Annotated in this window: 12 protein-coding genes, 1 other RNA gene and 1 pseudogene; 13 read left to right on the forward strand and 1 reads right to left on the reverse strand. The window is 39.0% G+C overall.

Annotated elements, in window-relative coordinates:
* Positions 1–5: 5 nt before the first annotated feature.
* From DP73_RS20335 to DP73_RS20385, 10 genes and pseudogenes are all read left to right on the forward strand, one after another.
* Positions 6–1,211: an RNA-splicing ligase RtcB gene (locus DP73_RS20335; protein WP_034602139.1), complete on the forward strand. Its 1,206-nt coding sequence runs from the start codon at positions 6–8 to the stop codon at positions 1,209–1,211.
* 139 nt (positions 1,212–1,350) lie between these two features.
* Complete coding sequence (locus DP73_RS20340) at positions 1,351–1,704, forward strand: CGGC domain-containing protein (protein WP_034602141.1); 354 nt, start codon at positions 1,351–1,353, stop codon at positions 1,702–1,704.
* A 587-nt stretch (positions 1,705–2,291) separates the two neighbouring features.
* Positions 2,292–2,643: a transfer-messenger RNA gene (gene ssrA, locus DP73_RS22855) on the forward strand.
* A gap of 118 nt (positions 2,644–2,761) precedes the next feature.
* The gene (locus tag DP73_RS20345; protein ID WP_052090920.1) at positions 2,762–3,772 is read left to right on the forward strand and encodes a recombinase family protein; all 1,011 of its coding nucleotides are present in this window, start codon (positions 2,762–2,764) and stop codon (positions 3,770–3,772) included.
* Between the two features lie 13 nt (positions 3,773–3,785).
* On the forward strand, positions 3,786–4,988 hold the full coding sequence (locus DP73_RS20350; RefSeq protein WP_052090923.1) for a recombinase family protein: 1,203 nt from the start codon (positions 3,786–3,788) through the stop codon (positions 4,986–4,988).
* Entirely contained in the window at positions 4,906–6,339 is a 1,434-nt protein-coding gene (locus DP73_RS20355) for a recombinase family protein (RefSeq protein ID WP_052090924.1), read from the forward strand. The genes DP73_RS20350 and DP73_RS20355 overlap by 83 nt, the downstream gene beginning before the upstream one ends.
* 311 nt (positions 6,340–6,650) lie before the next feature.
* Complete coding sequence (locus DP73_RS20360; protein WP_034602144.1) at positions 6,651–6,890, forward strand: hypothetical protein; 240 nt, start codon at positions 6,651–6,653, stop codon at positions 6,888–6,890.
* Between the two features lie 131 nt (positions 6,891–7,021).
* Entirely contained in the window at positions 7,022–7,543 is a 522-nt protein-coding gene (locus tag DP73_RS20365) for a hypothetical protein (protein WP_034602145.1), read from the forward strand.
* Positions 7,544–7,881: 338 nt separating this feature from the next.
* Complete coding sequence (locus DP73_RS20370; RefSeq protein WP_034602147.1) at positions 7,882–8,223, forward strand: hypothetical protein; 342 nt, start codon at positions 7,882–7,884, stop codon at positions 8,221–8,223.
* Positions 8,224–8,899: 676 nt separating this feature from the next.
* Positions 8,900–9,166, forward strand: a pseudogene (locus DP73_RS20385) (DUF4279 domain-containing protein); the annotation flags it as partial.
* Positions 9,167–9,395: 229 nt separating this feature from the next.
* Here DP73_RS20385 and DP73_RS20390 read toward each other — a convergent pair.
* The gene (locus DP73_RS20390) at positions 9,396–10,049 is read right to left on the reverse strand and encodes a flavodoxin family protein (RefSeq protein WP_034602154.1); all 654 of its coding nucleotides are present in this window, start codon (positions 10,047–10,049) and stop codon (positions 9,396–9,398) included.
* Between the two features lie 151 nt (positions 10,050–10,200).
* Here DP73_RS20390 and DP73_RS20395 point away from each other — a divergent pair, with 151 nt between their 5' ends.
* The 3 genes from DP73_RS20395 (at position 10,201) to DP73_RS20405 (ending at position 11,935) form a co-directional block, all read left to right on the forward strand.
* The gene (locus DP73_RS20395; RefSeq protein WP_034602155.1) at positions 10,201–10,578 is read left to right on the forward strand and encodes a helix-turn-helix domain-containing protein; all 378 of its coding nucleotides are present in this window, start codon (positions 10,201–10,203) and stop codon (positions 10,576–10,578) included.
* Between the two features lie 173 nt (positions 10,579–10,751).
* The gene (locus DP73_RS20400) at positions 10,752–11,255 is read left to right on the forward strand and encodes a hypothetical protein (RefSeq protein ID WP_034602156.1); all 504 of its coding nucleotides are present in this window, start codon (positions 10,752–10,754) and stop codon (positions 11,253–11,255) included.
* Between the two features lie 122 nt (positions 11,256–11,377).
* Positions 11,378–11,935 (forward strand): hypothetical protein, encoded by a 558-nt coding sequence (locus DP73_RS20405; RefSeq protein WP_034602159.1) that lies wholly within the window; start codon positions 11,378–11,380, stop codon positions 11,933–11,935.
* The last annotated feature ends 183 nt before the right edge of the window (positions 11,936–12,118 follow it).

The following is a 12,118-nucleotide window of genomic DNA, read 5'->3' on the forward strand; positions in this document are numbered from 1 at the left end:
CTACAATGTTAAAAATCAAAGGAAAACATAACACAGCCAAGGTATATACAGAGGTTCTAGAAGAAGGTGCCGCTACTCAAATAGAAACTCTTTGCAATCAAGAGTTTGTTAAAGAGAGTAAGATACGGATTATGCCGGATGTCCATGCCGGGGCCGGTTGTACCATCGGAACCACCATGACCATTACGGATATGGTGGTTCCTAATATGGTTGGCGTAGATATCGGTTGCGGTATGGAAACGATTTCGATCAGTAATAAACGGCTAGAACTGCAAAAGCTCGATAAGTTAATTCATGAAAAAATACCGTCGGGCTTTGAGGTGCGGAAGAAACCGCATCATTATAATGAGCAAATTGACTTAACACAGCTCCGTTGTCTCAAGGCGCTACAACTGGACAGGGCCGAAAAGAGTATCGGAACATTGGGAGGCGGCAATCATTTTATTGAAGTGAATAAGGATGAGGAAGGCGGCCATTATGTTGTCGTTCACTCTGGCAGCCGCCACTTAGGACTTGAGGTTGCTAAATACTATCAGGAAGCTGGTTATAATCAGTTAAACCGTATTGATAAATCAGAAATGGATGCACTCATTGTCCGATATAAGTGCGAAGGACGTGAAAAAGAAATTCAGCATGCAACCCAAGAATTAAAAAATCAGGTTCTGACAGATATTCCGTTTCCTCTTGCTTATGTAACCGGCACTTTATTTGAGGATTATATTCATGATATGAAGATAGTCCAACATTTTGCTGAGATAAACCGTAAAGCGATGATTACCGAAATCGTAAAAGGGATGAAAATAGATGTAGTGGAGCAATTCACCACAACTCATAATTACATTGATACCGATATGATGATCTTGCGAAAAGGCGCAGTATCTGCGAAAAAAGGGGAAAGGCTTTTAATCCCAATTAATATGAGGGATGGCAGCCTCATCTGTGTTGGGAAAGGTAATGAGGATTGGAACTCCTCCGCTCCCCATGGTGCGGGTAGGCTCATGAGTAGGAGCAAGGCAAAACAAAGCTTTACCCTGTCGGAATTCAAGAAACAGATGAAGGATATTTATACGACCTCGGTCAATAAAGAAACCCTGGATGAATGTCCGATGGCTTATAAGAACATGGCTGACATCGTAAATAATATCGGGCCAACGGCAGATATCCTAAAAGTAATAAAGCCGATTTATAACTTTAAAGCAGGTGGAGATTAAACTTATCCTACCTTTTAGCAACTGGGTTGAGATTTTTCCCATCCTATGTGGAGTGAAAAATGGCTAGACATAAAATGATGTGAGCCATGTCACACCCTTATCCATTTGAAAAGTAGTATAATGGTTAAGGGTGTTTATTATGAAGATTGGAATCTTAGTGCGAGAAGAAACCATGCAGATTTGTACGGGAAAGGGCTGTCTTAACGCTTTTTTTCAAAGAAAGGATTCCTTTGCCCGATACACTAAGGAACTAGAATTACTTACGTTTACTCACACTGGCGGTGATTTAAATCGTAAGATTAAAAATATGATTCAAGCGGGGATAGAATTTGTACACCTTTCTTCCTGCTTGAGAGCAAGGTCACCAGACTATGACTCGTTGGTTGAGCGGCTATCTGAGCACTTTACTGTAGTGGGATATACACACGGTCCAGAGGTAAGGACAAAAGATAAAGGCATTAATAAAGGTAATGAACTTCAAGCTGATAGCTAAAGAGTTATTTGGAGTCTATTTTTATCTATAAAAAATTACTCTCCTTGCTAAAAGTATAAACAGATCTGCAAGGAGAGTTTTTGAAAAATTACCATACAAGGGATTTGATATTATACTGGCAATACGTTTAGTTAGTGCCTAACAAATAATAAATAGCTAGCCAGCAACATCGTTATGAATACGAGAGCTACTATTGCAGCAATCCATGGAAACGGGAAGTTCCTAGGATAACATTCAACTGTGCCATCAGGGTAATAAGTGCATACTTCACCTGGATAATAACAAGTAAGGGTGCCATCTATTTCATTAGAAAAGCAATAAACATACATAGTGATCCATCCTTTTTATAGTTTGAATGAATTTCCCTTAATCTATTGTATGCCCTTGTCCATTAAACAGTTAATCACACGACTAAAGAGGAGAAGTGATTTCTAGATATTCAGGAGATATGGAACAAATATGAATTACTATCTTAAGGGTTGATTTAATAATATCCGAATCTGTTACCATAAATATGTACTAAAACCATATAGATTTACTTGGTTTTAAACTTAAATATGTTATACTGTGCAAGTAACATTTCAAACGGGGGCGTTTTAGACTCGCTCGGGGAAGCGGTGGCAATAGTTGCGCGTCGAGATTCCACCTGGTCTCGTTAAACGGTGGGCAAAAATAGTTAACGAAAACAATTACGCTCTAGCTGCCTAAGTGCCGCTAGCATTCTGCCTTCAGAACCTACGATGAAGGGTCAGAGTGTCAATTAAGTAGGACGCTCTAATGTCAATGCTCGGAGACATTAGCTAAGATCATCGAGCTAGCCTGAACTGAATCCTTGCCTTTAGGAGTCAAGACTGGCGAAACTTAAATTAAAGGATACACGCGTAGACGCTTTTGTGGTCGCTCTTCGATACAGGGGTGCAATTCCCCTCGCCTCCACCAAGAGGAGTCCCGGTCAATTTCAGAAAACGTAACATGGGGCCAGCGCAAGCGTTTTGCAGACGGTAAAGTGAGCCTCCCTTATAGGCAATTCCTTGGCTACGAAAAAGGGGAGGATGGGTTGCCGAAGATTGTGGAGTCAGAAGCCAAAACCGTCCGCCTGATTTACAAGCTCTTCCTTGAAGGGAAAACGCCGAACGGCATCGCCAAGCATCTCACTCAAAGCGGTATTCCAACACCGTCAGGGAAAGCAAAGTGGCAGGTAAGTACGGTTCAGAGTATCCTTACGAACGAAAAGTATAAGGGCGATGCGGTGCTGCAGAAATCCTACACCGTCGATTTCCTAACCAAAAAGAAGAAGGTTAATGAAGGAGAAGTGCCTCAGTATTATGTGGAAAACTCTCACCCGGCCATTATTCCTCCCGAGACCTTTGAGTTGGTCCAGGAAGAGTTCAAGCGGAGAAAAAGCGCTGGGACCTATACCAGTGCGATCAATGGCTTTGCCAGCCGGATCGTGTGTGGAGATTGCGGCGGCTTCTACGGTCGAAAAGTATGGCATTCTGGCAGCAAATACGCCACAACGATCTGGCAGTGCAATAAAAAGTTTAGAAAGAAGGAGTTCTGTTCTACGCCGCATCTAAAGGAAGAAATCATTAAACGAGCCTTTGTCGAAGCCTTCAACAGCATGATAGAAAATAAGAACACCTTATTAGAAGGTTACACGGTTATTATCGCTGAATTGACCAACAGCAAGGCACAAGAAAAAGAAGGCGCTCAAATCGATGAAGAGTGTGCAGCGATTGAGGCGGTCATTGAAAAACTGATTGCAGAAAACGCTCGTAAAGCCATCGAACAGCAGGAATACCATCGCAAATACAACGCCTATGCCAACCGTTATAATGAACTGCAAAAACGTCGGCAGGAATTAAATACAGAGATCGCCATGTGTACAGCCAAACGGAACCAAATGAAAGCGTTTATTAAGGAACTGAAAAAGCAGGATCAACTGCTGACTGAGTTTGATGAAAGCCTATGGTGTGCAACTCTGAATACAATGGTGATTAAATCAGAGCATGAAGTGGTCTTTCAGTTTAAAGATGGAACAGAACTCCCTTGGACCATTGAGTCGTAAGCGAGGTAATACTATGAGTACTAGAAAGGTCATCGAAATACCCCGTCAACAAAACCCATTTCTCAAGCCTCTAAAACTGAGGACCTGTGCGTATGTCCGGGTCTCGACGGAACACGTCGGTCAACTTAACTCGCTTCAGAACCAGACGGACTATTATGAGCACCAGATTCGCGCTAACCCAGACTATGAATACAGCGGCATTTATTCGGACTCAGGAATATCCGGTGCCAAGGAGGAGCGTCCTGGGTTCCAGGCCATGCTGAAGGCTGCTAAGGCGGGAGATCTTGACTTGATTTTGACGAAGTCCATCTCCCGCTTTTCCCGAGATACGGTGACGCTCCTCCAATCCATCAGAGAGCTCAAAGAGGCCGGGGTGGCTGTGCTCTTCGAAGAACAATCGATCCATACGTTGAGCGCTGAAGGAGAACTGATGTTAAGTGTTCTGGGCGCAATCGCTGAGGAAGAACGAAAATCTGTCTGCAGCAATGTGCAGTGGGCCATGCGCAATAAATTCAAAGCCGGAGAGGTGATGGTCGATACCAACCGTCTGCTGGGCTACGATAAAGACAACCACGGCAACCTAGTCGTTAACGAGGAACAGGCCGACATCGTCCGCCAGATATACCGGCTTTATCTGGAAGGGATGTCGGCCTATCGCATTGCCCAAGTACTCAATGAACAGAGTGTCCCAACTTATGCCCAAAAGGAGTGGAAGTCAAGCCGAGTCATCAGTATTATCTCCAACGAGAAGTATCAAGGAGATTGCCTCCTGCAAAAGAACTATATCGCGGAGGATGGTAAGCAACGGATCAATCGAGGACAAAAAGAGCAGTACTATGTTCGGAATAACCATCCCGGCATTGTCAGCCGTCAAGACTGGGAGGCAGCTCAGGCCATACGGGAGGGCCGCAAGACAAAGTTCTCCCCGCTAACGGGAAGACTCAAGTGCCCGTACTGCAGCGCCAGTCTGATCCGCGTCGTCCATGAAGGCCGATGGGTCAGTTGGATCTGCGCAACCTATATGCAGAAGGGGAAATCTGTTTGTCGCGGGATGAGGATATCGGATAAAACACTGCAGGGGCTAACAAGGGACATACCGATAACGGAGGCCATGGTGGTAGAGGAGATGAGGAATGAAAGCCCAAAAAAGAGGTCCGAAAAGAATTACCGTCTTATACCCGCTGTCGAGTACGACAGAGCAAAAGGCCGCCGATGATGAAACGAAGAAACTGAGGGTAGCAGCATATTGCAGGGTTTCAACGAACAGCGAAGAGCAACTGTTAAGCATTAACAACCAGATCCAATACTATGAGAAATACATCAATGAAAATCCCGGCTATACATTAGTAGGTATTTATACAGATCAAGGCATCTCCGGCACGGATATGCGCAAGCGGGATGCCTTTATGAAACTAATGGAGGATTGTATAGAAGGGGCCGTCGATAGGATTATCACAAAAAGCGTATCCCGCTTTGGTCGGAATACTTTAGATGCACTGAACAGTATCCGGGCGTTACGGGATATGGGGGTCGATGTGTACTTTGAACGAGAAAAAATACACACCATGAAAAGTGAAGGAGAGCTGTTGCTAACGCTGATCTCAGCAGTGGCACAAAACGAAAGCCTGGTGTTATCCGGGAATGTAAAGTGGGGCATCCATCGCAAATATGAGCGTGGACATATCCAGAGCATCCCGTGCGGCAAGTTCTTAGGCTATGACAAAGACGATCGAGGGAATCTTGTTATAAATGAAGCTCAGGCTGCCATCGTGCGTCGAATCTACCAGGAATTCTTGGATGGGTATGGCTATCACACCATAGCAAGGCGATTAACGGAAGACGGGGTTCTCACTGAACGCGGTAACAAGGAGTGGAGCAGTAGTGTGATTAAGAAAATACTCACCAATGAGAAGATCAAGGGGGATACGCTGTTTCAGAAGACCTTTAATGCCGATCCTCTAACTAAGAAGAGGGTCAAGAACAAGGGAGAACTGCCGCAGTATTATTATGAGGACACTCATCCGGCGATTATTGACAAACATACCTGGGAGTGTGTACAGCTTGAATTTGAGCGGCAGGAGCAGTATAAGAAGGCTCATTTTATGAGCAAGTACCATTATAATCAGAGCCAGAAGTATGGCTTTGTTGGAAAAGTAATCTGTAAGCACTGTAGCCGTACATATGTCATGCGAGAATCAGCACGCACCCAGGACCCGGGTAGGCAATATTGGCGCTGCGCAGGATTTAGAGCAGGTCGATATAAACCGCTGGGACCGAATAATTGCCAGTACGAGATCAGGATTGATGGGGATATACCGGGACGTGCCTTCATTAAGGCTTGGAACGAGTTAGTAGAAAACCGAGTTGACTATGAAGATATAGATGGAAGCGATGAATTGATTAGGTATCGGGTAAAAGAACTGAGACGTTTGGTTGAGGAAACGGGTCAGATAGAGGGGTTCTCATATGAACTAATGCTTAAGACAATGGACCATATATTAGTAGGAAACGATAGCACGGCAGAAGTGATTTTCCTTGGTGGGAGAAGAGTTGAGGTTAGGTTTTAACGCGATGTCGATAAGTGAGTTCAAAAGCTGAGACCTTCTTTTGGAATCCAGCCATTGGATCTTTAGCATAATGTGCCCCCCATGGGGCATGTTTTAGTTATTAGTATTTTTAAAGGAGCCAACAATGTTTGTAGAAATTTTCGATAGTTTTAACGAAGTCCATAAGGCTAGCATTATCTCAGCGTTGATTTTCTTGTTGGTAATTATAATGTCATGGGGTTGTATGAAAGCACTTCGGAAAGGTGTTCGGACGAGGATTATTGCAATACCCTTTGGGCTGGCGCTTATTCCATTTACAATCTGGGGGGTACTTGAGTTTTTTAAAGGTAATAGAGACTATTTTTGGGTTAGTTATTCTAATCATTTCTCCAGATTTGGTCTATTTTGGAACAGCTAGTAAGTTGGGAGATGTTCAAATACAAATCGAGAAGGAAAACAAAAGATTAGAGGCTATGACTTCGAGAGAAAGGTTAATAAGGAATATCTTAATATACGGATTTTTAATAGCGGTTATGTTTCTATGTGCCTTAATTCCTATGATTATACTGTAATACCATTAGTAGGATAATGCGCACTAAAGGAAGCATGTATTTTCACTAGAAGCTGAGAATGCTAAAATAGAAGTTGGAAGTTTAGTCATCTGATTGTAATGCTCTATCTAAGTAATCTAAGGGGGCAAATGATGCTGAAGAATCTTAAATTACTAGCAGCAATTTATAGTTATGGGATTGGATGTGGTTTGTTTTCAATTCAAGAATTTATCAGTTGGTGTGAAAAAGTTATTGAGGTACAAAACAATCCGCCATATCATTTTATTGAGATGTCATTAAAGTCATCCGAAAGTATAAATGATATAGAGAATAAGTTATTTGAGTTCTATGGGGATATAGAGATTGATATTCAAGATGTTAATAATATGTTACTTGGATTGGTTTATAAGAAATGGAAAAGCAAACAGGTTAGTTTAAAGGATGCGGTTAGATTAACTGAACGACTATTAATACATACAAATCACTACAATAATCAAGATTATTATAATTTATCACGTCTGGATGATTCATATGAGTTAGCAGCGCGAGGGACCTACGGTAATTTAGATAATGTTGCTAATGAATTTGGTAAAGCCATTTCGGAATATGAATCAGGCTATTTTCACTTCATAGAGTTTTATCGAAAAGTAATGAACTCTGAATGGATTGGTTAGAGGTGGTACATTATATAGCACAAAATCCCTCAAAATCTAGGATGTTATAACTGTAATAACCAGACCTTGCGGGAATTCCCGAAAAACGTTATTCACTTACTTAGAAGCCTTGGTCTTGACATTTAAACTTCTAATTTTTCTTGAACTCTGGATGTTCTTTCCTAACTGTTTAAGCACTCATATGACAATAGTCAAAGTATTGGGGTGAGTTTTATGATTGAAAATTTTAGTGTAATAACATACACCAAGGAACAAGATAAAATTATAAAGGGTGGAATTGATTCCATTAGCAAAATTTTGTATGGGACGAATGTTGAGTCCTCAAGGAGTTTATTGTTGTGTTAGATAAATATCTTGACCCTTACTATGGCTATGAGTTGCCCAATTCCGATGAGATAATTATTCTACTACAAAAGCAATTATTTCTCACTAAAAATATAGAAATAAGGGAAGATATTCTGGGTTTATTAAGATACCCCAGAAAATCGCTGGATTATCTAGCGGATAATGTTAAGGTGTTGGAACAAGAACCAGAACTACTTACGGAAGCGTTATATGCGTTAGGTAATACCGATAACAAAAAATATGTTCCCATTTTCGTCCAATACGAAAATTACCATATTCCTACCGTTCAGAATGCTGCAAGAGAAATTTTGCAAGATTTAATCTGTTCGGAGTGAATGCCAGTATGAATAACAGCACACTTCCCATAATTCTTATTCGCCACTCAATGAGGAGTAAACAAAATGAATCGACTCACACTTTATATTACCGTTTTTATGATTGCCGACTGCTTGGTCGCAGTAGGCCTGTGGTGGGTTTTAAGCAGAAGGACCAAATTGTCAAACCCACGGGTCGTAGGCATTGTCATGGCAGTATTTATGCTACCATATTGTTTATTATTTGCATGGGCGTTGTATCCCGAAGTTGGAGCTAAATCTTTTCTTTTACTTCTAATTCCAGTTGTTTGCTATCTTTTATGTCCGCTTTATTATAGGAGTATTTGGAGCTATCGGGAACAACTAAAAAGAGCTGATGAAATTGGGAGACCGTTGAGAGAAATACTTGAAAAAAGGTCCACGTTAAGTCTTCGTCAAATTATTCTTATACTGTCTTGAAATTATAGAGATATTGGAAAGCAGGATACTATAGATGGATAAAACTCACACTTATACATACTTTTCAATAACAAGTAACGGAGAGATAGACCACAGAAGTCTTGTGGGCTATGAAAAGGGCATTTTTAAACCAGACGATATTACTAGGGCACTTGGCATCAAGCCTTTTAAGTGTTGGCAAAAAGGTGATAAAAGAAGTAATGGGACACAATTTTTATTTTAAACTTGGGACGGCGAAAAATCGGATAAGGGTAGATTAGATGTTAAAGAACAATGTTTGGAGACAATTAGAAATCTTAAAACAAAAATCCCAATACTAAAGGCAATTAAGGAACAATACGATGTTGATTATGTAATTATGATTGTTCCAGAGATATACGGAGACGAGCATCCATTTATCAGTTTCAATGAGGAAATTATAAAATTTTGCTATTTAACAGGCACAACCATAGAAGTTGATATGTATCTTTATCCAAAGGATAATGCAGAGGGTCTGGAAAAGTAGCCTTCCCATTATTCTTAAACCCTTCAGTAAAAATGCCGTCCCACCTTGTGTTGGACGGTATTCGTAGGATTATGGGAAGTTAATTCCTAATGTTCAGTTGTATTAAAGGTCTTAAGAGATAAAGGACTTCTTTGTATAGGTTTCTTTAAGCGATAGTAAATATATAACTCCTTTAAAATATTTTTTAACTAGAATATTTTAAAGGAGTTATTCACTTTAGTTAAATGTATTACTTTATTAAATTTGCACCTAGTTCAAATGCCTTTTGACAATCTAAAGGAAATTGTATTTTTCTATGTGCTGCTTTTGCTTCTTCAGAAAAGGCATTAGATTTATATTTTGAGTAATCATCAAACTGGTAAGTATTATTTGAATACATAACTAATGGTTTTGTAAATATATGTTCAATAGCAGATTCAATGTTATTGAAGGTTTTTAAATAACCAATTTGATTCATTACTACTTCTGGAGCATTCATTGTATAAATGAATGCAGTTGGCATCTTCTTTGGTGGAATTGAAGAATAGTTCTCATCATAAACCAAATAAGGGAATAATAGTCTTTCTAAAAATGACTGTAATTGACCTGTTATAGTACCAAAATATATTGGAGAACCAAAAATAAGCCCATCAGCTTCTGATAGTTTTTTCAAGATTTCATGAATATCATCTTTTAGTCCGCATTTTCCATAACTTGCACCGCTAAGTTTTTTGCAGGCAAAGCAGCTTTTACATCCAGTATAGTTTAAATCATATAAATTAATGATTTCAGTTTCAATTTCTTTGCCTATTACTGATTCTTTTACTCCATCTAAAGCTTTTAGAAGTAATGTGGCTGTATTTTTATTTTTTCTTGGACTCCCGTTAATAGCATAAACTTTCATTATAGTGCTCCCATTCCTATACAATTTTTTAGTGGTTTATTTCTGTTCTTCTGCTATGATTAATATAGCACAAGATAATAAAGATGCAAGTATGCAGTTTTTTCTGCGTTAGTATAAAAAGCATACCAATGTATTTAAAGGAGTTGCAACTATGAATAAGAATACGGATTGTAATGTAAAATTCCCTAGTGATAATATATACGTGACAAAATGCCCTCTTATATACGCATTAGATATAATTGGACAAAAATGGAAGTTGCCTATTATGTGGTACTTATTTGAAAATGATTTCACTAGATATAATGAATTAAAACGAAAAGTTAAAGGTATTACAAATATGATGCTTACAAAATCTTTAAAAGAATTAGAACAACATAATCTTATAGTTAGAACCCAATATGAAACGATTCCCCCTAAAGTTGAATATGCTCTAACAGAAAGAGGTAAAGCGCTACTTCCAGCATTGAATGAATTGTCTATATGGGGTGAAGAACAAATTAAACTTGATAAGTCGAAACCAAATTCGTAAACGCTTCTCATTTACTGTAAACGTAATTTTCTTATATTGAGTTGCAAGTCAAGTTCCCCTAATTCTTAAACCCATCAGTAAAACATCGTCCAGAATTCGGCGTGGGTTGCTTGGTAATATTATTGAGTAATTGAAATGCCTACAGACTTACGAAGGTTGAAAGGTGAGTAATAATGGATAAACGATTGAATGATTTATGGCTGGCTGGGGGCTATCCATTTAATCAAGAAACAATAATTTTAGAGGACTTAACCCAGATTTCCGATTTACTAAGATGTCTACAGAGAGTTACTAATAATCTAGAAAACAAATTTGGAAATGTAACTTTGTATCTTAATCACGATTGGCATCAGCACGACGGTTTTATAAATAATTCAAAGGTAATATCTTGGGAAGAGATTAAATCCGATTTAGAGAATGAAAAGACTCTTTATTATTCTAGGCACGGAGACGACTATGTAAGAATCACAATTTATTCAGGAACTTTGGAGTTTATTCTTAGGTATTACATTCTTGAAGAAAACGATGATTCTCACTACCCAGGTAAATGGGGACATTTTGATATAACCATAGATAAAAATCATATGGATGAAGTGGAAAATATTGTTCGCCAGGCTGGATTTCAATACATAGTGTCAAGGGCAAAAGACTATTTTGATGAAAATTATGCTGGCTAGTTGTCAGGGGTGAGTCCATTAGATTCCTGTAACTTGCGTTGTTCAAAGCAGGATGACAATATTGGAATCATAAACATACTTCGCATTGTTCTTATACTGAATCGTAATAGGTAGGTGAAAACATGAAGAAAAGTGAGATAAAGGAACTAGTAAAAAGTGCTATAGAGGGTATTAAGCTCATAAATGCATACTTTCGTTTTGATGCAAACTATTACAACCTAATTCCATTAAATTCAAACGACAAACTATTTCTTGCAATTAAAGAATATGATTTTATTTTCGACGGGTATAGCGTATTCAGATATAAAGATTTGAAGAAAGTAAAGATTAAAAACGACCTGTGCGACAAGATTTTGCAAGAAGAGGGTTTGACACCAAATATTGTAATTCCAAATATTGATATTAGCAGTTGGAAATCTGTCTTTGAAAGTCTAAGGAATTTCAATAGGAACATAATTGTTGAAAAACGAGCCATCGACGATAAGGATTGGGAGTTTGTAATAGGAAGAATTGATAAAACTTATAAAAACTTTGCTTATCTATGGCATTTCGATGCCAATGGGGCTTGGGAAGGTAGCCCTTTAAAAGTTCCATTTTCTGAAGTGACAAATGTAACATTCGGCAGTCGATATGTTGATATATTTTCAAAATATATTAATGACCCACCAATGAGCAAATAGGCTATTTCCTTCATTAAGCTAGTTCCACTAATTCTTACAACCTTCAGTAAAAATACTGCACCAATGGACGGCATTCGTAGGATAATATGCAGTAAATTAACAAGTAATTATGCTAAAAAATGAGAACAATAAAATAAGCTAAATGCGAAATAGACGAACTTAGTATTGATTTATACTGAAACC

The organism is Desulfosporosinus sp. HMP52 (assembly GCF_000765145.1).
GTDB lineage: Bacteria > Bacillota > Desulfitobacteriia > Desulfitobacteriales > Desulfitobacteriaceae > Desulfosporosinus.

Excerpts from the sequence above, each read along its gene's own strand:
- DP73_RS20335 (WP_034602139.1), top strand. The coding sequence starts at position 6 with ATGTTAAAAATCAAAGGAAAACATAACACAGCCAAGGTATATACAGAG.
- DP73_RS20350 (WP_052090923.1), top strand. The coding sequence starts at position 3,786 with ATGAGTACTAGAAAGGTCATCGAAATACCCCGTCAACAAAACCCATTT.
- DP73_RS20355 (WP_052090924.1), top strand. The coding sequence starts at position 4,906 with ATGAAAGCCCAAAAAAGAGGTCCGAAAAGAATTACCGTCTTATACCCG.
- DP73_RS20395 (WP_034602155.1), top strand. The coding sequence starts at position 10,201 with ATGAATAAGAATACGGATTGTAATGTAAAATTCCCTAGTGATAATATA.
- DP73_RS20365 (WP_034602145.1), top strand. The coding sequence starts at position 7,022 with ATGCTGAAGAATCTTAAATTACTAGCAGCAATTTATAGTTATGGGATT.
- DP73_RS20340 (WP_034602141.1), top strand. The coding sequence starts at position 1,351 with ATGAAGATTGGAATCTTAGTGCGAGAAGAAACCATGCAGATTTGTACG.
- DP73_RS20400 (WP_034602156.1), top strand. The coding sequence starts at position 10,752 with ATGGATAAACGATTGAATGATTTATGGCTGGCTGGGGGCTATCCATTT.
- DP73_RS20390 (WP_034602154.1), bottom strand. The coding sequence starts at position 10,049 with ATGAAAGTTTATGCTATTAACGGGAGTCCAAGAAAAAATAAAAATACA.
- DP73_RS20405 (WP_034602159.1), top strand. The coding sequence starts at position 11,378 with ATGAAGAAAAGTGAGATAAAGGAACTAGTAAAAAGTGCTATAGAGGGT.